Below are 21,831 nucleotides of genomic sequence, written 5' to 3' on the forward strand. Positions count from 1 at the left end.
GTCCCGTGCCGGTTCGTCACGAGAAACGGCCGAGGGCTTTGCGTCCTCCGGGGTCCGGATACCCTGGAGGACGACTGACCTGCCACGCCCCCGACCCTGAGGACCGACGAGCGCCGTGTTCGATACTCTCTCCGACCGCCTTAGCGCGACTTTCAAGAACCTCCGGGGCAAGGGCCGCTTGTCCGAGGCGGACATCGACGCCACGGCTCGTGAGATCCGTATCGCCCTTCTCGAGGCCGACGTCGCCCTCCCCGTCGTGCGCGCGTTCATCGCCAGCATCAAGGAGCGGGCGCGGGGCAGCGAGGTCTCCCAGGCGCTGAATCCCGCGCAGCAGGTCGTCAAGATCGTCAACGAGGAGCTCGTCTCCATCCTCGGCGGCGAGACCCGGCGGCTCAGGTTCGCCAAGAACCCGCCCACCGTGATCATGCTGGCCGGTCTCCAGGGTGCCGGTAAGACCACCCTCGCCGGAAAGCTCGGTCTCTGGCTCAAGAGCCAGGGGCACTCCCCGCTGCTCGTCGCGTGCGACCTCCAGCGTCCCAACGCCGTCAACCAGCTGAGCGTCGTCGCGGACCGCGCGGGTGTCGCGGTCTACGCGCCCGAGCCGGGCAACGGTGTGGGCGACCCGGTGCAGGTGGCCAAGGACTCCATCGAGTTCGCCAAGGCCAAGGTCCACGACATCGTCATCGTCGACACCGCCGGACGCCTCGGCATCGACGAGGAACTGATGCGGCAGGCCGCGGACATCCGCGACGCCGTCAGCCCCGACGAGATCCTCTTCGTCGTCGACGCCATGATCGGGCAGGACGCCGTCAACACCGCGGAGGCCTTCCGCGACGGTGTCGGCTTCGACGGCGTGGTGCTCTCCAAGCTCGACGGCGACGCCCGCGGTGGTGCCGCCCTGTCGATCGCCCACGTCACGGGCAAGCAGATCATGTTCGCGTCGAACGGTGAGAAGCTCGAGGACTTCGACGCCTTCCACCCCGACCGCATGGCCTCCCGCATCCTCGACATGGGTGACCTGCTCACCCTGATCGAGCAGGCGGAGAAGACCTTCAGCCAGGAAGAGGCCGCCAAGATGGCCTCCAAGCTGGCGTCGAGCAAGGGCAAGGACTTCACGCTCGACGACTTCCTGGCGCAGATGGAGCAGGTCAGGAAGATGGGCTCCATCTCCAAGCTGCTCGGGATGCTGCCCGGCATGGGGCAGATCAAGGACCAGATCAACAACATCGACGAGCGCGACGTCGACCGCACGGCCGCGATCATCAAGTCGATGACCCCGAAGGAGCGGGCCGAGCCGACGATCATCAACGGTTCGCGCCGGGCCCGTATCGCCAAGGGTTCCGGAGTCGAGGTCTCCGCGGTGAAGAACCTCGTCGAGCGGTTCTTCGAGGCCCGCAAGATGATGTCGAAGATGGCCCAGGGCGGCGGTATGCCCGGCATGCCGGGGATGCCCGGCATGGGTGGCGGCCCCGGACGTCAGAAGAAGCAGGTCAAGCAGGCCAAGGGCAAGCGCAAGAGCGGTAACCCCATGAAGCGCAAGGCCGAGGAGCAGGCCGCGGCCGCCCGCCGTGAGCAGGCCGCTCAGGGCGGTGTGCCCGGTCTGCCGGCGCAGGGCGACAAGAACTTCGAGCTGCCCGACGAGTTCAAGAAGTTCATGGGCTGACCGCCGAGGCCGTGAGACGAGAGAGGCGCCCCGCCGAGCGGGGCGCCTCTTCCCGTTCCGTCAGGTCACGCACACCAGGTAGCGGAAGACGTTCGGCATCCACACGGTGCCGTCGGGCCGCTGATGCGGGTGCAGGGCCTCCGCGACCTCCTTCTCCACCTGGGTGCGGTCCGTCGCCCTTATCGCCGTGTCGAACAGACCGGTCGACAGCAGGCCCCGCACCGCGCTGTCCACGTCCGCGTAGCCGAACGGGCAGGAGACCCGGCCCGAGCCGTCCGGCTTGAGCCCGGCCCGTGCGGCGACCTCCTCGAGGTCGTCCCGCAGCGCCGGCCGCCAGCCCGCCCCGGAGCGCGGGACGCGCGCGGACTCCGTCAGCCTGGCCGCCACCCGCAGCACCGGCGCCGTGGCGCACCGCTCGGGCGGGCCCCAGCCGGCCAGCACCACGGTCGCCCCCCGTACGGCAAGCGGTACGGCGGACGCCAGCGCGGGCGCGAGGCCCTCGGAGTCACCGTCCGCGCACCCGATCGGCTGGAAGGCGGTCAGCAGGTTGTACGGCGCCTCGCCGTCCGGGACCGCGGTGGGGACCCGGTCGAGGAGGCGGGCCGGCCGGTGCGCGCGGCCGGTGTCGTGCCCCGGTCCCGGAGCGAGCCGCTCGCGGGCCAGCGCGAGCCGTTCACGGTCGCTGTCGACTCCGGTGACGCGTGCCCCCCGCGAGGCGGCGATCAGCAGCGCGAGGCCGGAACCGCAGCCGAGGGAGAGCATCCGCGTACCGGTGCCTGCTTCGAGCCGCTCGTACACCGCCTCGTACAGCGGCGCGAGCATGCGCTCCTGGATCTCGGCCCAGTCGCGGGCGCGGTGACCGGCGTCCGCCGGGGCGGACGAATCCGCGTACCTGTGGTGCCGGACGAGCGTAGGTGTCATGGAATGCGCCCCAATCCGCCGTGAGGTCGGTCGTGCCCGAGTGAGGTCCCCCATGTCGATGTGCTGTGTATGTGTGCCCACAGCCCCCGTATGTCAGAGAACTCCGCATCGGCGGTCCCGTCCAGGGGTCGGACGGGGTGGGATGGCAATGCTTGCGTGCCCCGGTCGTGCGCCCCCTGGGCCGCGCGACGGGCGCGGGCGCCGGAAACAGCACGCCTGCCGCTCGCTTCCTCACAGTCTTACCCGACAGGCGGGGCGCAGCACGTCGGGAGCTCGCGTCCCCGGCGGGGCCGGGAGGGGGCCGCCGCTCCACGACGGGTAAGGTCGCCGGTCGGGCGCTCGTGGACGCCGGTGCGTACGTGTGGCTACGTACCACCTTGGTGCCGGCTGTGAGACTTCTCCACTGATCGGCGCACCCGCCCTCGTCCGGACGCATCAAGGACGACTGACTGGTACGTGCAAATTATTTGGGATGCCCCGGAATAGGAACACCGGAGCACTCAGGCTCGTTGTCACGACGTGAGCACGACACCACCTGTACTTGCCGCAGAGCTGGCGCAGGCGTGGGCCGACATTCAGCGGTACCACCCCGAGCTGCCCGATCTTGCCGCCCCAGAGTCCCTGATCGGAGAATCCTCGTCCGCCTGTGGCGCCGAGCTCTCCTTCGAACGACTGCTCCACGAGGCAGTCCACGGCATCGCCGCCGCGAGAGGTGTCCGCGACACCTCCCGCGCCGGCCGCTACCACAACCGGCGCTTCCTGGCGATCGCCGAGGAGCTGGGCCTGGACCACGCCGACGAGCCGCACCCCAGCAGCGGATTCTCGCTGGTGACGCTGAACCCCGAGGCCAAGCGCAGATACCGCCCGACCACCGAGCGGCTGCAGCGTGCGCTCAAGGCCCACACCGTGGCCACCGCGGCGGACACCAAGCGCTCGTTCCGCGGCCCCGCCGCCCGGCACGGGTCGTCGGGGGGAGGGGTCCGGGTCAAGGCCGTCTGCGACTGCGGGCGCAACGTCCGCGTCGTACCCTCGGTCCTCGCGCAGGCGCCGATCGTCTGCGGAGGGTGCGGAAAGCCGTTCCGGATCCCGGAAGGGGCGGTCGCGGTGGGGTGACCCCGGGCGATGTGGCACAATGGCTAGCTGTACTCGACAGTCGCACAGGACCCCTCTCTCCTCCGGCTGACGCGTCCATCGGGCACCCGAGTACCGCAACCCCACGTGGCATCTTTTGTGCCCAACCACGTCAGAGACCAGGAGACACCACTTCCGTGGCAGTCAAGATCAAGCTGAAGCGTCTGGGCAAGATCCGTTCGCCTCACTACCGCATCGTCGTCGCCGACTCCCGTACCCGCCGTGACGGCCGGGCCATCGAGGAGATCGGCCTGTACCACCCGGTGCAGAACCCGTCGCGCATCGAGGTCAACTCGGAGCGTGCGCAGTACTGGCTCTCCGTCGGCGCCCAGCCGACCGAGCCGGTCCTCGCGATCCTGAAGCTCACCGGTGACTGGCAGGCCCACAAGGGCCTCCCGGCCCCCGCGCCGCTTCTGCAGCCGGAGCCGAAGGCTGACAAGCGCGCCCTGTTCGAGGCACTGTCCGCGGACGGTGACGAGGCCAAGGGTGAGGCCATCACCCAGAAGGCCAAGAAGTCGGACAAGAAGGCGGACGAGGCTGCTGACGCCGCCGCGTCCACCGAGTCGACCGAGGCCTGAGCATGCTCGAGGAGGCTCTTGAGCACCTCGTGAAGGGCATCGTCGACAACCCCGACGATGTGCAGGTCGCCTCGCGTGACCTGCGCCGTGGACGCGTACTCGAGGTCCGGGTTCATCCCGAGGACCTCGGCAAGGTGATCGGCCGGAACGGCCGCACCGCACGCGCCCTGCGTACCGTCGTGGGTGCCATCGGCGGCCGTGGGATCCGTGTCGACCTCGTCGATGTGGACCAGGTTCGCTGAAGAGTTGAACACCGGCAGGGGCCGGGGAGGGCTTTCGAGCCGTCCCCGGCCTTTGTCGTCCGTACACCACCGCCTCCTCAAGTCAGAGATCACCGGGAGAAGAAGCGTGCAGTTGGTAGTTGCGCGGATCGGCCGCGCCCACGGCATCAAGGGCGAGGTCACCGTCGAGGTGCGTACCGACGAGCCCGAACTCAGGCTCGGGCCCGGCGCCGTGCTGGCCACGGAGCCCGCCCACGCCGGTCCGCTGACCATCGAGACGGGCCGGGTGCACAGCGGCAGGCTGCTCCTGCGTTTCGAGGGCGTCCGCGACCGCACCGCCGCCGAGGCGCTCCGCAACACCCTGCTGATCGCCGAGGTCGACCCGGCGGAACTGCCCGAGGACCCCGAGGAGTTCTACGACCACCAGCTGATCGACCTCGACGTCGTCCTCGCCGACGGCACGGAGATCGGCCGGATCACCGAGATCTCCCACCTGCCGTCCCAGGACCTCTTCATCGTCGAACGGCCGGACGGCAGTGAGGTGATGATCCCCTTCGTCGAGGAGATCGTCACCGAGATCGACCTGGAGGAGCAGCGGGCCGTCATCACCCCGCCGCCGGGCCTGATCGACGAGAGCGAGGCCGTCATCGCCTCCACCCGCGACGGGGACGACCTGTCCGAGGACGGCGACGGCAAGGAGGACGCGTGATGCGGCTCGACGTCGTCACGATCTTCCCGGAGTACCTCGAACCCCTGAACGTCTCCCTCGTCGGCAAGGCGCGCGCCTCCGGCCGGCTCGACGTACGCGTCCACGACCTCAGGGACTGGACGTACGACCGCCACAACACGGTGGACGACACCCCTTACGGCGGCGGCCCCGGCATGGTCATGAAGACCGAGCCCTGGGGCGAGGCGCTGGACGAGACGCTGGCCGACGGGTACGAGACCGGGGCCGGCTCCCCGGTGCTCGTCGTGCCCACGCCCAGCGGCAGGCCCTTCACCCAGGAGCTCGCCGTCGAGCTGTCACGGCAGCCGTGGCTGATCTTCACCCCCGCCCGCTACGAGGGCATCGACCGCCGGGTCACCGAGGAGTACGCGACGCGTATGCCGGTGGTCGAGGTTTCCATCGGGGACTACGTCCTGGCCGGCGGGGAAGCCGCCGTCCTGGTCGTCACGGAGGCGGTGGCCCGGCTGCTGCCCGGGGTGCTCGGCAACGCCGAGTCCCATCGCGACGACTCCTTCGCCCCCGGGGCGATGGCCAACCTGCTCGAGGGGCCCGTCTACACCAAGCCGCCCGAGTGGCGGGGGCGGGGCATCCCCGACGTGCTGCTCAGCGGCCACCACGGCCGTATCGCGCGCTGGCGACGGGACGAGGCCTTCCGCCGCACCGCACTCAACCGGCCCGATCTGATCGAGCGGTGCGAGGCGTCGGGCTTCGACAAGAAGGACCGCGAGATGCTCTCCATCCTCGGCTGGTCGCCCGCCCCCGACGGGCGATTTTGGCGCAGGCCCGAGGCCGTGGAAGAATAGGCCCGCTGTACGTCCGGCGTGCGCCCCTGCCACAGGGGGACAGACGCCCGCCCGATGTGATCAGCGTCCTGAAACCTCACACTCTCCCGTCGATGACCTGTGGCATCGGCGAAGAAAGCAGATCACATGACCTCCCTGCTCGATGGCGTCAACGCCGCCTCGCTCCGTACCGACCTCCCGGCCTTCCGCCCCGGTGACACCGTCAACGTCCACGTGCGCGTGATCGAGGGCAACCGCTCCCGTATCCAGCAGTTCAAGGGCATCGTCATCCGCCGCCAGGGCTCGGGCATCAGCGAGACCTTCACGGTCCGCAAGGTCTCCTTCAGCGTCGGCGTGGAGCGCACCTTCCCGGTGCACAGCCCGATCTTCGAGAAGATCGAGCTCGTCACCCGCGGTGACGTCCGTCGCGCCAAGCTGTACTTCCTCCGTGAGCTCCGCGGCAAGGCCGCGAAGATCAAGGAGAAGCGCGACCGCTGAATCCCCTCCGGCGTCCACAGCGGGGCCCGATAGGATTCGGCCCCGATGGACACCGAAGAACAGCACCTGGAGCGCGATCGCTCCTCCGACCCCGTCACAGGGGCGGAGGAGGGATCGCGCTCCACGCATGTCCGGGAGGAGACGGCCGTCTCCATGTCCTGGGGACGCGTGATCGCCCTGGGCCTCGCCTGCACCGTCGCCCTGCTGCTCTTCAGCACGTTCGTGCTGCAGCCCTTCCTGGTCCCCAGCGGTTCCATGCAGCCCACTCTGCGGATCGGGGACCGGGTCCTGGTCAACAAACTGGCGTACCGTTTCGGCTCCGAGCCCCGGCGCGGAGACGTGGTCGTCTTCGACGGCACCGGATCCTTCGTGCAGGAGACGGGGGCGGAGGGGAATGCCTTCGGTGAACTGCTGCACGGGGCGGCGGCCTCCCTCGGGCTGGCCGAACCCGCCGGCTCCGACTTCGTGAAGCGGGTGGTGGGTGTGGGCGGCGACCGGGTGGTCTGCTGCGACAGGCGCGGGAGGATCGAGGTGAACGGGGATCCGGTGACCGAGCGGTACCTGTACCCGGGCGACCGTCCGTCCGCCGTCGCCTTCGACATCGTGGTACCCGACGGCAGGCTCTGGATGATGGGCGACCACCGCGGCAACTCACGGGACTCACGGGACCACCTCGGGCAGCCGGGGGGCGGCATGGTGCCCGTCGAGCGGGTGATCGGCCGGGTCGACTGGCTCGGCTGGCCGCTCGGCAGGATCGGCTCCCTGGAGGGCACCGACGCCTTCGTCGGGACGCGGCCGCCGGGCGCGGACCATGGGTAACCGGGGGCGCGGACGGGGCGGGCCGCACTCGGGCCCCCAGCCGCCCACCGGGGCGCGGCAGGCATCGGAACGCTCGCTGCCCACGAGGGCGGAGCGCAGGAAGCTGGCCCGCAAGGTCAGACGCCGCAGACGCCGGTCGGCGATCAAGGAGATACCCCTCCTCGTCCTGGTCGCGGTGCTGATCGCGCTGGTCCTCAAGACCTTCCTCGTGCAGGCATTCGTCATCCCCTCGGGATCCATGGAGCAGACCATCCGGATCGGTGACCGGGTGCTGGTGGACAAGCTCACACCGTGGTTCGGCTCCGGACCCGAACGCGGTGACGTGGTCGTCTTCAAGGATCCGGGCGGCTGGCTGCAGCAGGAGAACTCCGGCGCCGACGACTCTCCCGCGGGCGTCAGGCAGGCCAAGGAGCTGCTCACCTTCATCGGCCTTCTCCCCTCGGCGGACGAGCAGGATCTGATCAAGCGGGTGATCGCCGTCGGCGGTGACACCGTGAAGTGCTGCGGCACCGACGGAAGGATCACGGTGAACGGCACGGCGCTCGACGAGCCCTATCTGAACCCCGGCGATGTGCCATCCACTCTCAAATTCGAGGTAAAGGTTCCCCGGGGCCGCATCTTCGTCATGGGCGACCACCGGTCGAATTCCGCGGACTCACGCTTCCACCTCGACAAGCCGGGAATGGGCACGGTGTCCGAGGACGAGGTCGTCGGGCGCGCCGTGGTGATCGCCTGGCCGCTGGGCCACTGGCGCAGGCTGGAGGAGCCGGGGACGTACGCCTCGGTCCCCGACGGGGGCTCCGTACCGGCCGCCGCGGTGGCCGGGTCGAATAGTGTGTCCTCCCAGGATCACAACGGAATGGTCCTGCTCCCGACCCCTGCGGAACTCCCGCTCGTTATGGGAGTGGTGGGCCTGCGCCGAATCGGGCGTGGGCGGTGGCACGGAGTGAGGAGTGGATGTGGGGGATTTGGCGGTCGGCGCACGATCCGGACACGACGAACCCGAGGACCGGCCTTCGAACGACGGGGTCCCGGTGCACGCGGAGAGTGACGGCGAGTCCCCGGGCGGTGGCAGTACGGCGGCGAAGAAGCCGCGTTCGTTCTGGAAGGAGCTGCCGCTCCTGATCGGAATCGCGCTCATCCTCGCGCTGCTGATCAAGACCTTCCTGGTCCAGGCGTTCTCGATTCCCTCGGACTCCATGCAGAACACCCTGCAGCGGGGTGACCGGGTGCTGGTCGACAAGCTGACACCGTGGTTCGGCGCGGAGCCGGAGCGTGGGGAGGTGGTCGTCTTCCACGATCCGGGCGGCTGGCTCGAGGACACCGCCGTCCCTGAACCCAACGCGGTGCAGAAGTTCCTGAGCTTCATCGGGCTGATGCCGTCCGCCGAGGAGAAGGACCTGATCAAGAGGGTCATCGCGGTCGGTGGTGACACGGTCCAGTGCAAGAAGAACGGACCGGTGACGGTCAACGGCAAGGCACTCGACGACAAGTCCTTCATCTTCGAGGGCAACAGCGCCTGCGACGACGAGCCGTTCGGGCCGATCCACGTGCCCGAGGGCCGGATCTGGGTGATGGGTGACCACCGCCAGAACTCCTGGGACTCCCGCTACCACCAGGAGCTGCCCGGTGGGGGCACGGTGTCCACCGACGAGGTCGTCGGACGCGCCGTCGTCATCGCCTGGCCGGTCAACCGCTGGGCGACCCTGCCGGTCCCGAAGACCTTCGACCAGCCCGGACTCGACGCGGCGGCCTCGGCGGCCGTACCGGGAGCACTCGGTGTAGCCGGAGCGCTGCCCCTCGTGTTCTGGCGTCGCCGCAGGCTGACCCGCGGGCGTACCGCCGGGTAGGGTGCCGACTCGGATCAGCGATTGTCGATCTCCGATGGGGGAGCGCTGGGATGAGTGGATCAGGACGTCATGACGGCCGCGGCCGGCTCGGCAGCACGTTGTCGAACCTGGCCGTGGCCGTCGGCTGTGTGCTCTTCCTGGGCGCGTTCGCGTGGGGAGCCGTGGTGTACAAGCCGTACACCGTGCCCACCGACTCGATGACACCGACGGTGAACGCCGGTGACCGGATCCTGGCGCAGCGGATAGCGGGCGACGAGGTGCGGCGCGGGGACGTGGTGGTCTTCACCGACCCGGCGTGGGGAGATGTGCCGATGGTGAAGCGGGTCGTGGGCGTGGGCGGTGACAAGATCGCCTGCTGCGACCGGACCGGGCGGCTCACCGTGAACGGCAAGCCCGTCGACGAACCGTATCTGCGGGCGGAGGGGGCCTCGGCCTTCGGAGCGGCCGCCGGCTCCGCCGCCTCTCCCCAGGAGTTCACCGCCGAGGTGCCCGAGGGGCAGCTCTTCCTCCTGGGAGACCAGCGCAGCACCTCCATGGACTCACGGGTCCACCTGCAGGATCCGGGGCACGGTTCGGTGCCGCGCAGCGCGGTCGAGGCGCGGGTGGACGCCGTGGTGTGGCCCTTCGGCGGCATGATCGGACGCCCGGAGGCGTTCGCGGCCCTGCCGGGCGGAGTGTCCTCGGAGGGCCCGCTGGCGCTTCAGACAGGCGCTCTCGTGGCCGGTGCGGTCCTCATCCTCGTCGGTGCGGCCTACGGGCCGCTCGCCGCCCGGTCCGCGCAGCGGCCCGGCAAAGCGAAGGCGTCCGCCGGTGGACACTGAGGTGCGCAAGGTCGCCCGTGTCGTCCTCCTCGACCCCGAGGACCGGATCCTGCTCCTGCACGGTCACGAGCCCGGGAACGCGGCCGAGTCCTGGTGGTTCACCCCGGGCGGCGGCCTGGAGGGCGACGAGACCCGGGAGGAGGCCGCGGCGCGCGAGCTCGTCGAGGAGACCGGGATCACCGACGTGACGCTCGGGCCGCTCCTCTGGACGCGGAAGTGCTCCTTTCTGTTCGACGGGCGCCGCTGGGACCAGGACGAGTGGTACTTCCTCGCCCGCACCACGCGGACGGACACCGACCAGACGGGCCTCACCGAGCTCGAACTCCGCAGCGTCGACGGTCTGAGGTGGTGGACCTCCACCGAACTTCTCGCCACGCGTGAGACGGTGTATCCGACCAGGCTCGCCGGGCTGCTGCGCACGCTGCTCGACGAGGGTCCCCCGAGTGTTCCGCTGGTTCTCGACCCCGAAATCGTCTAATCGGCCAGGGTCGCGTGGGGCTGACGCACAATAGGGGGACGCACGGCTGAAGGGGAACTGCCATGAGTGCCGAGGACCTCGAGAAGTACGAGACCGAGATGGAGCTGAAGCTCTACCGGGAGTACCGCGATGTCGTCGGTCTGTTCAAATACGTGATCGAGACCGAACGGCGGTTCTACCTCACCAACGACTACGAGATGCAGGTGCACTCGGTCCAGGGCGAGGTGTTCTTCGAGGTGTCCATGGCTGATGCGTGGGTGTGGGACATGTACCGGCCCGCCCGCTTCGTCAAGCAGGTCCGCGTGCTCACGTTCAAGGACGTGAACATCGAGGAGCTCAACAAGAGCGATCTCGAGCTCCCCGGAGGCTGATCCACGGCTCAGTCCTCCGGAGTCCCGGTTCACTCGTCCGAGTGGCCGGGATATTCACATCCGACCACTTTTCCACCAAGATCCAATAGATCGGCCGATCCGGGTCACAGTCGGTGCCGGAGGTGGTGCCGATATGAACGCACGGGGGGCACTCGGGCGGTACGGCGAGGATCTGGCGGCGCGGCTGCTGGCCGACGCCGGGATGACGATCCTTGAGCGCAACTGGCGGTGTCGCGCGGGAGAGATCGACATCGTGGCCAGGGACGGCGACGCGGTGGTGATCTGCGAGGTGAAGACCCGCAGGGCCGGATCCTTCGAGCATCCGATGGAGGCCGTCACTCCGGTCAAGGCGGAGCGGCTGCGCAGACTCGCCGAGATCTGGCTCTGCCGGCACGGAGGACCGCCCCCGGGTGGCGTCCGGATCGACCTGGTCGGCGTGATCCTGCCGGGGCGGGGCGCCCCGGTCGCCGAACACGTGCGGGGCGTGGCCTGATGGGGTTCGCGAGGGCCTGCTCGGTGGCATTGGTCGGCGTCGAGGGCGTGGTGGTGGAGGTCCAGGCGGATCTGGAACCGGGCGTGGCGGCGTTCACCCTGGTCGGACTGCCGGACAAGAGCCTGGTGGAGAGCCGGGACAGGGTCAGGGCCGCGGTCGTCAACTCCGGTGCCGAGTGGCCGCAGAAAAAGCTCACTGTCGGCCTGTCACCCGCCTCCGTGCCCAAGAGCGGTTCGGGGTTCGACCTCGCTGTCGCGTGCGCGGTCCTCGGCGCGGCGGGGCGGATCGACCCGGCGGCCGTGGCCGACCTGGTGATGATCGGCGAACTCGGCCTGGACGGCCGGGTGCGCCCGGTCCGCGGAATCCTGCCCGCCGTCCTCGCGGCGGCCGAGGCGGGGTACCGGCAGGTGGTCGTCCCGGAACAGACCGCGGGTGAGGCCGCTCTCGTGCCGGGCATCTCCGTCCTCGGTGTACGCAGTCTGCGGCAGCTGATCGCCGTCCTCGGCGACGAACCCGTGCCCGACGAGCCGACCGCCGACCAGGGCCGCCCCGACGCGACGGGGGCAGGACTGACGGTGCCGGGAGCGGGCCTCGGTACGGGGCTGGCCCTGCCCGTGGCCGGGGGCGGCGCGCACCGGCCGGACCTGGCGGACGTGGCGGGGCAGCACCGGGCTCGCCAGGCGCTGGAGGTGGCCGCGGCGGGAGGTCATCACCTGCTGCTCTCCGGACCGCCGGGTGCCGGCAAGACCATGCTGGCCGAACGGCTCACCGGCATCCTGCCGGCACTGTCGCGCCAGGATTCCCTGGAGGTGACCGCCGTGCACTCGGTCGCGGGGATCCTCCCACCGGGTGAACCTCTGATCAGCAGGGCACCCTACTGCGCACCCCACCACTCGGCGACGATGCAATCCCTCATCGGCGGGGGCAACGGCATGCCACGGCCCGGTGCGGTGTCCCTGGCCCACCGCGGCATCCTCTTTTTGGATGAGGCGCCGGAATTCTCCGGGCGCGCACTCGACGCCCTGCGCCAGCCCCTGGAGTCCGGCCACGTGGTGGTCGCACGCGCGGCCGGCGTCGTCCGGCTGCCGGCCCGCTTCCTGATGGTGCTGGCCGCGAACCCCTGCCCGTGCGGCAGGCACACCCTGGCCGGCGCGGGGTGCGAATGCCCGCCCTCCGCGGTCCGCCGCTACCAGGCGAGGCTGTCGGGACCGTTGCTGGACCGGGTCGACCTGAGGGTCGAGGTCGAGCCGGTGGGCAGGGCCGACCTGATCGGGGGCGGCGGCCGCGGGGAGTCCTCCGCCGCGGTCGCCGACCGGGTGCGGGAGGCGCGGGAACGGGCCGCCGAGCGCCTGGCCGGCACTCCCTGGTCCACGAACAGCGAAGTACCCGGCCACGAGCTGCGCACCAGGCTGGTGGCGGCTCCCGGAGCGCTGGCTGCGGCCGAACGCGACATGGAACGGGGGATTCTGACGGCGCGTGGGCTGGACCGCGTGTTGCGCGTGGCGTGGACCGTGGCGGACCTCAGGGCGGCCGGCCGCCCCGACGCGTCGGACATCGCGGTGGCCCTGGAGCTGCGCACCGGCATCCAGCGCGGCGTCCCCCTGCGTGCGGAGGCCGTCCGATGACCCCGGAGGCCGACCGGGAACGGGAACGGCTCGCACGGGCGGCGCTCACCCGTGTCTTCGAGCCCGGCGACGAGCGGGGTGGCCGATGGCTCCGAGAGATCGGGCCCGTCGAGCTCATGGACCGCCTGACCGGCACGGACGGCGCGGCCCGCGCCCTCCCGGGTATGACGCAGGCCCGGCTCGCGGGCCATCGGCTGCGGGCGGCCGCCGCCGACCCTGCAAGGGACCTGGACGCGGTGACCGCCGCCGGCGGGCGCTTCGTCTGCCCGGGGGACCGGGAGTGGCCGAGCCAGCTCGACGACCTCGGCGACGCGAGACCGATCGGGCTCTGGGTGCGTGGCCGGTCCGATCTGCGTCTCTGGGCGCTGCGATCTGTCGCGCTGGTGGGAGCCAGGGCCTGCACCCCCTACGGCGCCCACATGGCGGCCACGCTCGCCGGCGGGCTGGCCGAGCGGGGCTGGGTGGTCGTGTCCGGCGGGGCGTTCGGTGTGGACGGCGCGGCCCATCGCGGATCGCTGGCCGCGGGCGGGGCGACCATGGCGGTGCTGGCCTGCGGGGTGGACGTGGCCTATCCCCGGGGACACGCCGAACTGATCGGACGCATCGTCGAGCAGGGCATGGTGATGGGCGAACTGCCGCCCGCCGACCATCCGACGCGCACCAGGTTCATCCTCAGGAATCGGGTGATCGCGGCGCTGACCAGGGGCACGGTCGTGGTGGAGGCCGAATACCGAAGTGGCTCCCTGGTCACCGCGAGGAACGCGCAGCGGCTCGGCCGCTTCACCATGGGGGTTCCCGGTCCGGCGACCAGCGCGCTCTCGGCAGGGGTCCACGAACTCCTGCGCGGTGAGGCCGTCCTGGTCACCGACGCCGCCGAAATCTGTGAACTGGTGGGGGAGATCGGCGACCTCGCCCCTGCGCGGAGAGGGCCGGTCCTGCCCAGGGACCTTCTGGACGCGGCTTCGACGAGGGTGCTCGAAGAACTGCCCGCCAGGGGTCTCGCGCAGGTGCGTGACGTCGCCCGGTGCGCCGCGATGCCTGCGGACGAAGTCCTCGGTCGGTTGTACGAACTGCACTCACTGGGGTTCGTCGAACGAGAGGGCGATGGCTGGCGGTTGACGCGGGGACGGACACGTGAAGGGCCTGTGCGGCGAGGCGGTACTTGATCCGGAGCATTCGGGTGAAATGGTGATGCCGACGACTTCGGCAGCACCCGGCCAGGCCTCCGGGAGTGGTGGGAACGCTGATGTCCGCCTTCACCGTTCCCCGCCGCGCGGCGGGGAACGGTGAGTGATTATGAACGGATTCGTGCCGCACGGTTCCCTTGTCCTGCGCGCACCGCAACACGTCAGTCACGCTACGCTCACGAGGAATCCGCCCCAGAGACACGTCCCTCAGCACTTCACGGCAGAACGGCTCAAGGCACCACATGCCCCAGCACACCTCCGGGTCTGACCGCGCGGCAGTACCACCGGCTGCGCGTGGCACTGTGCGCCCTCCCGCCCCCTCCTCGCTCGACGAGTTGTGGCGTTCGTACAAGACCACCGGCGACGGCAGGCTGCGCGAGCAGCTGATCCTCCACTACTCGCCCCTGGTGAAGTACGTCGCGGGCCGGGTCAGTGTGGGGCTGCCGTCCAACGTGGAACAGGCGGACTTCGTCTCGTCGGGGGTCTTCGGGCTGATCGACGCCATCGAGAAGTTCGACCTCGAGCGGGCCATCAAGTTCGAGACCTACGCGATCACCAGGATCCGTGGGGCGATGATCGACGAACTCCGCGCGCTGGACTGGATTCCCCGCTCGGTGCGGCAGAAGGCCCGCAACGTCGAGAGGGCCTACGCGACCCTGGAGGCGCAGCTGCGCCGCACGCCCTCGGAGGCGGAGGTGGCCGCGGAGATGGGCATCGCCATCGAGGAACTGCACTCCGTCTTCAGCCAGTTGTCGCTCGCCAACGTGGTGGCGCTGGAGGAGCTGCTGCATGTCGGAGGGGACGGCGGCGACCGGCTGAGCCTGATGGACACCCTCGAGGACACGGCGGCCGACAACCCGGTCGAGGTCGCCGAGGACCGGGAGCTCAGACGGCTGCTCGCCCGCGCCATCAACACGCTCCCCGAACGGGAGAAGACCGTGGTCACGCTCTACTACTACGAGGGGCTCACCCTCGCCGAGATCGGCAACGTCCTCGGTGTCACCGAGAGCCGGGTCAGTCAGATCCACACCAAGTCCGTACTCCAGCTCCGCGCGAAACTTGCCGACGCGGGACGCTGACCTGACCTGACCTGACCTGACCTGACCTGACTGGCCGGCTCGGCTCCGTCGCGCCTTCGCCGGGGGCTCTGCCCCGCCCGGCCGCACGCTCTGCCCCGGCCGTCGGATCACCGACGCGGACCTTCCGTCCGGGGGGTCCCGCCGTATTGTGGAGGCGTGCCCAGGATTCGAGCGGCCTCGGTGGCCGAGCACCGGACCATGCAGCGCGGCGCCCTCCTGGACGCCGCACGCTCATTGCTGTCCGAGGGCGGTACGGAGGCGCTGACCTTCCCCGCCCTCGCGGAGCGCACCGGCCTCGCGAGGTCTTCCGTCTACGAGTACTTCCGGTCCCGCGCGGCCGTGGTCGAGGAGCTCTGCGCCGTCGACTTCCCCGTGTGGGCCGCCGAGGTCGAGCGGGCGATGGCGCGCGCCGGGACGCCCGAGGCGAAGATCGAGGCCTATGTGCGCCGGCAGCTCGACCTGGTGGGAGACCGCCGCCACCGTGCCGTGGTCGCCATCTCCGCGAGCGAGCTGGACGCCGGCGCGAGGGAGAAGATCCGTGCCGCCCACGGCGGCCTGATCGCCATGATCGTCGAGGCTCTGGCCGACCTCGGGCACGCCGAGCCGAGGCTGGCCGCCATGCTGCTGCAGGGTTCGGTGGACGCCGCGGTGCGCAGGATCGAGCTCGGGGCGGCGGAGGAGCCGGGCACCGTGGCGGACACCGCCGTGGCCATGGTCCTGCGCGGGGTGCTCGGCGCACGCGGCTGAAGGCGCGCGCCGGGCGTCGTCCCCGGGACGGGCACGCCGAACACCGGCAGCAGCCTGGAGGGCCCTCGCCGAAGCAGTGACGGTGGCAGCAGTGACAGGGGATCCAGGTAGACCCCACCGCGCCGAAGCCCCCAGTGCAGGCAGCCCGAGAGGCAGTGCGACGGCCCCGTTTCCGTCACCCCCACCGCCTGGCCCGCGGTCACCTCGTCCCCTTCGGACACCTCCGCCCGCACCGGTTCGTAGGTGACCCGAAGCGCTGGTTCCCCGTCCCCCGCGGTCCCGGCGACGTCGACGGAGACCACCCCTCGCCCCGCCACCCGGCCCGCGAAGGCGACCCGCCCCGTGGCCGCCGCCCGCACGACGGTGCCCGCGGGCGCCGCCAGGTCGACACCCCGGTGACCGGGCCCGTAGGGACCCGCGGGCGGCTCCCAGCCCCGTACGACGAGGGGCCGGCCGGCGATCGGCCACACGCGTCCCTCGTCCCGCGCCTCCGCGGCGGCTCCCGTACGGCCCGTCCCGGTCACCCCTCTCGCCCCCTCCGCTCTGGCCGGCGCGGTGGCGGGTCCTGCCACGGCGGGACCCGCCAGGCAGAGGAGCGAGGCAGCCAGCAGGAGGGCGGCCCACCGGATGGGTCCCATGAGCGGAGCCCGGGATCGCGGCGGCAGGACGCCCGGCCGTGCCCGGCGACGGGCCACCGAGCCCGGCGGGGCGGTGATCGCCGGAGCGGCACCCGGAGGTGCACCGGCCGAAGGCCCCACGGATGTCATGGCCCCCGCGGGACCCGTCGGTGCCGCGGGGGCCTTCACCGCGCGGGCCCCCACCGCCATCGGGGCTCGGACCGTGAGGGCCCGAACCGTCAGGGCCCTGACCGTGAGAGCCCGGGCCGTAAGGGCCTTCGCCGTGAGGGCTGCGAGACGCGGGAACGTGGTGACTTCCGGTGTGCGGCGCATGACCGAACGCTCTCCCGGACCCGGGTGTCCGTGGGGATCAAGGTCCGGATCTGTGGACGAGCGGGGCGTTGTGGACATCGCCGTCACCCGGCACCCGGCGGGTCCCGTACACTTCTTCTGGCGATCCGGGTCACCGGGTCGACTTCGCACGCCCCGCCACCTCCCTCTTCGCGGACGGTGGCCGCGCTCCTCGGTCCCTTGTGGCACGGCGCGTCGGGGCGTCAGGCGCGACAGCAATCCTGCGGTCGCGAGAACCGAGAACACCTAGGAGTACGGCCATGGCCGTCGTCACGATGCGGGAGCTGCTTGAGAGCGGCGTCCACTTCGGTCACCAGACCCGTCGCTGGAACCCGAAGATGAAGCGCTTCATCTTCACCGAGCGCAACGGCATCTACATCATCGACCTGCTCCAGTCGCTGTCGTACATCGACCGCGCCTACGAGTTCGTCAAGGAGACCGTCGCCCACGGCGGCTCCATCATGTTCGTGGGTACGAAGAAGCAGGCCCAGGAGGCCATCGCCGAGCAGGCGACGCGCGTCGGCATGCCGTACGTCAACCAGCGCTGGCTCGGTGGCATGCTCACCAACTTCTCCACCGTCTACAAGCGCCTTCAGCGTCTGAAGGAGCTCGAGCTCATCGACTTCGAGGACGTGGCCGCCTCCGGCCTCACCAAGAAGGAGCTCCTGGTCCTCTCCCGCGAGAAGGCCAAGCTGGAGAAGACCCTCGGTGGTATCCGCGAGATGCAGAAGGTGCCGAGCGCCGTCTGGATCGTCGACACCAAGAAGGAGCACATCGCCGTCGGTGAGGCGCGCAAGCTCCACATCCCGGTCGTCGCGATCCTCGACACCAACTGCGACCCCGACGAGGTCGACTACAAGATTCCGGGCAACGACGACGCGATCCGCTCCGTCACCCTGCTCACCCGCGTGATCGCCGACGCCGTCGCCGAGGGCCTCATCGCCCGCTCCGGTGCCGCCACGGGCGACTCGAAGCCGGGCGAGAAGGCCGCCGGCGAGCCCCTCGCCGAGTGGGAGCGCGACCTGCTCGAGGGCGACAAGAAGGCCGACGAGGTCCAGTCCTCCGCCGAGACCGAGAAGGACGCCGACGAGGACGCCAAGCCGGCCGCCGTCGCCGCCGAGCAGGCCGAGGCCGCTGCCGAGGCTCCGGCCGCGGACGCCGAGCAGGCCTGACCCGTCAGTCACGGCTGAATGACGGCGGGGGCCGGTGCACTGGCACCGCCCCCGCCGTTCACCCGTAGATCTTTCAGACTTCGAGAGAGAAAAAGACTCATGGCGAACTACACCGCCGCTGACGTCAAGAAGCTCCGCGAGCTCACCGGCGCCGGCATGATGGACTGCAAGAAGGCCCTCGACGAGGCCGACGGCAACGTCGACGGCGCCGTCGAGGCGCTCCGCATCAAGGGCCAGAAGGGCGTCGCCAAGCGCGAGGGCCGTTCGGCCGAGAACGGCGCCGTCGTCTCCCTCGTCTCCGAGGACAAGACGTCCGGCGTCCTGCTCGAGCTGAAGTGCGAGACGGACTTCGTCGCCAAGGGTGACAAGTTCCAGGCCGTCGCCAACACGCTCGCCGCCCACGTCGCCGCGACCTCCCCGGCCGACATCGAGGCGCTCCTCGCCTCCGAGATCGAGCCCGGCAAGACCGTGCAGGCGTACGTCGACGAGGCCAACGCCAACCTCGGCGAGAAGATCGTCCTGGACCGCTTCGCGCAGTTCTCGGGCGCCTTCGTGCACGTCTACATGCACCGCACCATGCCCGACCTGCCCCCGCAGATCGGTGTCATGGTCGAGCTGGACAAGGCCGACGCCGAGCTGGCCAAGGGTCTGGCCCAGCACATCGCCGCCTTCGCCCCGAAGTACCTCTCCCGCGAGGACGTCCCGGCCGAGGTCGTCGAGGCCGAGCGCCGCGTCGCCGAGGAGACCACGCGCGCCGAGGGCAAGCCCGAGGCCGCCCTCCCGAAGATCGTCGAGGGTCGCGTCAACGGCTTCTTCAAGGAGGCCACCCTCCTCGGCCAGCCGTACGCGCTGGACAACAAGAAGTCGGTCCAGAAGGTCCTGGACGAGGCCGGTGTCACCCTGAAGCGCTTCACGCGTATCAAGGTCGGCATCTGAGTCCGTCCGCGAACAACGGTGGACCCCGATAGGGTCTAGTGCAGTCGACGGCCGCACTCATGCCGGACGACCGCAGATCTGACGAGGAGGCCATTGCCGCTGAGGGACACCAGACCCACCGGCAATGGCCTTCTTCGTATGTGCACGAGGAGAATTTCCATGGAAAAGGGCGCGGACGCCACACAGGGTGACCACAAGCGCGACGACGGCACGATTTCCGGGCGCTTCATGCTGAAGCTGTCCGGCGAGGCCTTCGCCGGCGGAGGCGGCCTCGGTGTCGACCCCGACGTCGTGCACGCCATCGCCCGCGAGATCGCGGCGGTCGTACGCGACGGCGCGGAGATCGCCGTCGTCATCGGCGGCGGCAACTTCTTCCGTGGCGCCGAGCTCCAGCAGCGCGGCATGGACCGGGCGCGGTCCGACTACATGGGCATGCTCGGTACGGTCATGAACTGCCTGGCGCTGCAGGACTTCCTGGAGAAGGAAGGCATCGACTCCCGCGTCCAGACCGCCATCACCATGGGCCAGGTCGCGGAGCCGTACATCCCGCTCCGTGCCGTCCGGCACCTGGAGAAGGGCCGTGTCGTGATCTTCGGTGCCGGTATGGGGATGCCCTACTTCTCCACCGACACGACCGCGGCGCAGCGCGCACTGGAGATCGACGCGCAGGCGCTGCTGATGGGCAAGAACGGGGTGGACGGGGTCTACGACTCCGACCCGAAGACCAACCCCGGCGCGGTGAAGTTCGACGCTCTGGAGTACGGCGAGGTGATCGCCCGGGACCTCAAGGTCGCCGACGCCACCGCCATCACCCTCTGCCGTGACAACCAGCTCCCGATCCTCGTCTTCGAGCTGACCGCGGAGGGCAATATCGCCCGCGCGGTCAAGGGTGAGAAGATCGGCACGCTGGTGAGCGACGAGAGCACCCGGGCCTGACGGCCCGAAAGATGGACAACGGCCTGCCGGTCGGACACCGTGCAGGTGAGGACGCGACGCAGGATCCGACGATGCCGGGTCCGCTCAAGACACGCAGGAGCACGTGGTGATCGAAGAAATCCTCCTCGAGGCCGAGGAGAAGATGGAGAAGGCCGTCGTGGTCGCGAAAGAGGACTTCGCCGCGATCCGCACCGGCCGTGCGCACCCGGCGATGTTCAACAAGATCGTCGCGGACTACTACGGCGCGCTGACCCCGATCAACCAGCTCGCCTCGTTCTCGGTCCCGGAGCCCCGGATGGCCGTGGTGACCCCGTTCGACAAGACCGCGCTGCGCAACATCGAGCAGGCGATCCGCGACTCCGACCTCGGCGTCAACCCGAGCAACGACGGCAACATCATCCGCGTGACGTTCCCCGAGCTCACGCAGGACCGCCGCAAGGAGTACATCAAGGTCGCCAAGACCAAGGCCGAGGACTCCAAGATCTCGATCCGCTCCATCCGCCGCAAGGCCAAGGAGTCGCTCGACAAGCTCGTCAAGGACAAGGAGTCCGGCGAGGACGAGGTCCGCCGCGCGGAGAAGGAGCTCGACGACACCACCGCGAAGTACGTCGCGCAGGTGGACGAGCTGCTCAAGCACAAGGAAGCCGAGCTGCTCGAAGTCTGATGAACGACTCTTCCTGGGGCGCCCCGCAGGGAGCCGGTTACCGGAGCGCGCCCGAGATGGGGGCCGCTCCGGCGGGTCCTGCATACGATGTGCACGCCGCCCAGCAGACTCGGCCCATGCCCATCGTGCCGGACGTTCCCGACGCAGGTAGAGACGCAGACGACCGCGACGACCGGAACGGGGACGCCGCGCGCGTCAGCGGCCCCCTGTTCCGTGACGAGAAGCCGCAGGAGCCCATGTCCACCCCGATGCCGTCCCCGCCGCAGAAGAAGCGCGCGGGGCGTGATCTGCGTGCCGCCATAGGGGTCGGGGTCGGTCTGGGCGCCCTTGTCGTCGGTGGCCTCTTCATCGTGAAGGCCGTCTTCGTCGGCGTCGTCGTCCTCGCCGTGGTGGTCGGGCTCTGGGAGCTCACCTCCCGGCTCAAGGAGCGCAAGGGCATCGACGCCCCGCTCGTGCCGCTCGCCGTCGGCGGCGCCGCGATGGTGGTCGCCGGTTACGTGCGCGGGGCCGAGGGAGCGTGGGTCGCCATGGCGCTCACCGCCCTCGCCGTACTCGTCTGGCGGATGACGGAACCGCCCGAGGGATACCTCAAGGACGTCACGGCGGGTGTCTTCGCCGTGTTCTACGTACCGTTCCTTGCGACGTTCGTCGCGATGATGCTCACCGCGGACGACGGCGCGTGGCGTGTCCTCACCTTCCTGCTGCTCACAGTGGTCAGCGACACCGGTGCGTACGCCGTCGGCTGGCGTTTCGGGACGCACAAGCTCGCCCCGCGCATCAGCCCAGGGAAGACCCGTGAGGGCCTGCTGGGCGCCGTCGGCTTCGCGACGGTGGCCGGTGCCCTGTGCATGCAGTTCCTGATCGACGACGGGACCTGGTGGCAGGGCCTCCTCATGGGCCTCGCGGTCGCCGCCAGCGCCACGCTGGGAGACCTCGGCGAGTCCATGATCAAGCGGGACCTCGGCATCAAGGACATGGGGACCCTTCTCCCCGGTCACGGCGGCATCATGGACCGGCTCGACTCGCTCCTGCCGAGCGCCCCGGTCGTCTGGCTGCTGCTGGTGCTCTTCGTCGGCTCGGGCTGACCGCCCGGCCGTCATCAGCGACCGTGGGGGCCGCCGCGTCGTATCGGGGGCCCCCCCCCCAGGACGACCCCACCGCGGC

General features: G+C 70.2%; 24 protein-coding genes and 1 pseudogene. 23 read left to right on the forward strand and 2 right to left on the reverse strand.

Annotation, left to right across the window (positions count from 1 at the left end; translation table 11 throughout):
* Nucleotides 1-115 precede the first annotated feature (115 nt).
* A complete protein-coding gene (ffh, locus tag ACFXOA_RS11265) occupies nt 116-1,663 on the forward strand; it encodes a signal recognition particle protein (RefSeq protein ID WP_385025074.1) in 1,548 nt (515 codons plus the stop codon).
* Nucleotides 1,664-1,723: 60 nt separating this feature from the next.
* Here ffh and ACFXOA_RS11270 read toward each other — a convergent pair whose 3' ends face one another.
* Nucleotides 1,724-2,584 (reverse strand): methyltransferase domain-containing protein, encoded by an 861-nt coding sequence (locus ACFXOA_RS11270; protein WP_385025077.1) that lies wholly within the window; start codon nt 2,582-2,584, stop codon nt 1,724-1,726.
* 519 nt (nt 2,585-3,103) lie between these two features.
* Between ACFXOA_RS11270 and ACFXOA_RS11275 the strand changes: the two genes are divergently transcribed.
* The 17 genes from ACFXOA_RS11275 (at nt 3,104) to ACFXOA_RS11355 (ending at nt 15,991) form a co-directional block, all read left to right on the forward strand.
* Entirely contained in the window at nt 3,104-3,697 is a 594-nt protein-coding gene (locus ACFXOA_RS11275) for a hypothetical protein (protein WP_362555114.1), read from the forward strand.
* A 155-nt stretch (nt 3,698-3,852) separates the two neighbouring features.
* On the forward strand, nt 3,853-4,293 hold the full coding sequence (rpsP, locus tag ACFXOA_RS11280; protein ID WP_385025080.1) for a 30S ribosomal protein S16: 441 nt from the start codon (nt 3,853-3,855) through the stop codon (nt 4,291-4,293).
* A gap of 2 nt (nt 4,294-4,295) precedes the next feature.
* Nucleotides 4,296-4,535, forward strand: coding sequence for an RNA-binding protein (locus tag ACFXOA_RS11285; protein ID WP_014048589.1), 240 nt, complete (start codon nt 4,296-4,298; stop codon nt 4,533-4,535).
* A 106-nt stretch (nt 4,536-4,641) separates the two neighbouring features.
* Nucleotides 4,642-5,223, forward strand: coding sequence for a ribosome maturation factor RimM (gene rimM, locus ACFXOA_RS11290; protein ID WP_385025084.1), 582 nt, complete (start codon nt 4,642-4,644; stop codon nt 5,221-5,223).
* Nucleotides 5,223-6,044, forward strand: coding sequence for a tRNA (guanosine(37)-N1)-methyltransferase TrmD (gene trmD / locus ACFXOA_RS11295; RefSeq protein ID WP_385025127.1), 822 nt, complete (start codon nt 5,223-5,225; stop codon nt 6,042-6,044). Before rimM ends, trmD begins: the two co-directional genes overlap by 1 nt.
* Before the next feature lie 126 nt (nt 6,045-6,170).
* Nucleotides 6,171-6,521 (forward strand): 50S ribosomal protein L19, encoded by a 351-nt coding sequence (gene rplS / locus ACFXOA_RS11300; protein ID WP_033304056.1) that lies wholly within the window; start codon nt 6,171-6,173, stop codon nt 6,519-6,521.
* A 45-nt stretch (nt 6,522-6,566) separates the two neighbouring features.
* The gene (gene lepB / locus ACFXOA_RS11305; RefSeq protein WP_385025088.1) at nt 6,567-7,340 is read left to right on the forward strand and encodes a signal peptidase I; all 774 of its coding nucleotides are present in this window, start codon (nt 6,567-6,569) and stop codon (nt 7,338-7,340) included.
* A complete protein-coding gene (gene lepB, locus ACFXOA_RS11310) occupies nt 7,333-8,391 on the forward strand; it encodes a signal peptidase I (protein WP_385025091.1) in 1,059 nt (352 codons plus the stop codon). Before lepB (ACFXOA_RS11305) ends, lepB (ACFXOA_RS11310) begins: the two co-directional genes overlap by 8 nt.
* Entirely contained in the window at nt 8,309-9,190 is an 882-nt protein-coding gene (lepB, locus tag ACFXOA_RS11315; protein ID WP_385025130.1) for a signal peptidase I, read from the forward strand. The genes lepB (ACFXOA_RS11310) and lepB (ACFXOA_RS11315) overlap by 83 nt, the downstream gene beginning before the upstream one ends.
* Nucleotides 9,191-9,240: 50 nt before the next feature.
* On the forward strand, nt 9,241-10,011 hold the full coding sequence (gene lepB, locus ACFXOA_RS11320) for a signal peptidase I (protein ID WP_385025094.1): 771 nt from the start codon (nt 9,241-9,243) through the stop codon (nt 10,009-10,011).
* Entirely contained in the window at nt 10,001-10,489 is a 489-nt protein-coding gene (locus tag ACFXOA_RS11325) for an NUDIX hydrolase (protein WP_385025097.1), read from the forward strand. The genes lepB (ACFXOA_RS11320) and ACFXOA_RS11325 overlap by 11 nt, the downstream gene beginning before the upstream one ends.
* Before the next feature lie 62 nt (nt 10,490-10,551).
* Entirely contained in the window at nt 10,552-10,860 is a 309-nt protein-coding gene (locus tag ACFXOA_RS11330; RefSeq protein WP_003965949.1) for a DUF2469 domain-containing protein, read from the forward strand.
* Between the two features lie 133 nt (nt 10,861-10,993).
* On the forward strand, nt 10,994-11,353 hold the full coding sequence (locus ACFXOA_RS11335; RefSeq protein WP_385025099.1) for a YraN family protein: 360 nt from the start codon (nt 10,994-10,996) through the stop codon (nt 11,351-11,353).
* Nucleotides 11,353-12,978, forward strand: coding sequence for a YifB family Mg chelatase-like AAA ATPase (locus ACFXOA_RS11340; RefSeq protein ID WP_385025102.1), 1,626 nt, complete (start codon nt 11,353-11,355; stop codon nt 12,976-12,978). The genes ACFXOA_RS11335 and ACFXOA_RS11340 overlap by 1 nt, the downstream gene beginning before the upstream one ends.
* Nucleotides 12,975-14,144, forward strand: a complete 1,170-nt coding sequence (dprA, locus tag ACFXOA_RS11345; protein ID WP_385025105.1) for a DNA-processing protein DprA — start codon at nt 12,975-12,977, stop codon at nt 14,142-14,144. The genes ACFXOA_RS11340 and dprA overlap by 4 nt, the downstream gene beginning before the upstream one ends.
* Nucleotides 14,145-14,407: 263 nt before the next feature.
* Complete coding sequence (whiG, locus tag ACFXOA_RS11350; RefSeq protein WP_385025108.1) at nt 14,408-15,244, forward strand: RNA polymerase sigma factor WhiG; 837 nt, start codon at nt 14,408-14,410, stop codon at nt 15,242-15,244.
* Between the two features lie 180 nt (nt 15,245-15,424).
* Nucleotides 15,425-15,991, forward strand: a complete 567-nt coding sequence (locus ACFXOA_RS11355) for a TetR/AcrR family transcriptional regulator (protein WP_385025133.1) — start codon at nt 15,425-15,427, stop codon at nt 15,989-15,991.
* A 158-nt stretch (nt 15,992-16,149) separates the two neighbouring features.
* On the opposite strand, the pseudogene ACFXOA_RS11360 reads toward ACFXOA_RS11355, so the two are convergent.
* Nucleotides 16,150-17,019: pseudogene (locus tag ACFXOA_RS11360) on the reverse strand (peptidoglycan DD-metalloendopeptidase family protein); the annotation flags it as partial.
* Between the two features lie 200 nt (nt 17,020-17,219).
* On the opposite strand from ACFXOA_RS11360, the gene rpsB reads away from it, so the two are divergent.
* The 5 genes from rpsB to ACFXOA_RS11385 all read left to right on the forward strand — a co-directional run bounded on the left by rpsB (nt 17,220) and on the right by ACFXOA_RS11385 (nt 21,752).
* The gene (rpsB, locus tag ACFXOA_RS11365) at nt 17,220-18,131 is read left to right on the forward strand and encodes a 30S ribosomal protein S2 (RefSeq protein ID WP_365521390.1); all 912 of its coding nucleotides are present in this window, start codon (nt 17,220-17,222) and stop codon (nt 18,129-18,131) included.
* Nucleotides 18,132-18,230: 99 nt separating this feature from the next.
* Nucleotides 18,231-19,067 carry a translation elongation factor Ts gene (gene tsf / locus ACFXOA_RS11370; protein ID WP_385025111.1) on the forward strand — a complete coding sequence of 279 codons (837 nt, stop codon included), beginning with the start codon at nt 18,231-18,233 and terminating at the stop codon, nt 19,065-19,067.
* A gap of 159 nt (nt 19,068-19,226) precedes the next feature.
* Nucleotides 19,227-20,003: a UMP kinase gene (pyrH, locus tag ACFXOA_RS11375; protein ID WP_362555085.1), complete on the forward strand. Its 777-nt coding sequence runs from the start codon at nt 19,227-19,229 to the stop codon at nt 20,001-20,003.
* A gap of 106 nt (nt 20,004-20,109) precedes the next feature.
* The gene (gene frr, locus ACFXOA_RS11380; RefSeq protein ID WP_031100531.1) at nt 20,110-20,667 is read left to right on the forward strand and encodes a ribosome recycling factor; all 558 of its coding nucleotides are present in this window, start codon (nt 20,110-20,112) and stop codon (nt 20,665-20,667) included.
* Entirely contained in the window at nt 20,667-21,752 is a 1,086-nt protein-coding gene (locus ACFXOA_RS11385; protein WP_385025115.1) for a phosphatidate cytidylyltransferase, read from the forward strand. Before frr ends, ACFXOA_RS11385 begins: the two co-directional genes overlap by 1 nt.
* Nucleotides 21,753-21,831 lie beyond the last annotated feature (79 nt).

Origin of the sequence: Streptomyces sp. NPDC059166 (assembly GCF_042755185.1) — a bacterium.
Taxonomy (GTDB): Bacteria; Actinomycetota; Actinomycetes; order Streptomycetales; family Streptomycetaceae; genus Streptomyces.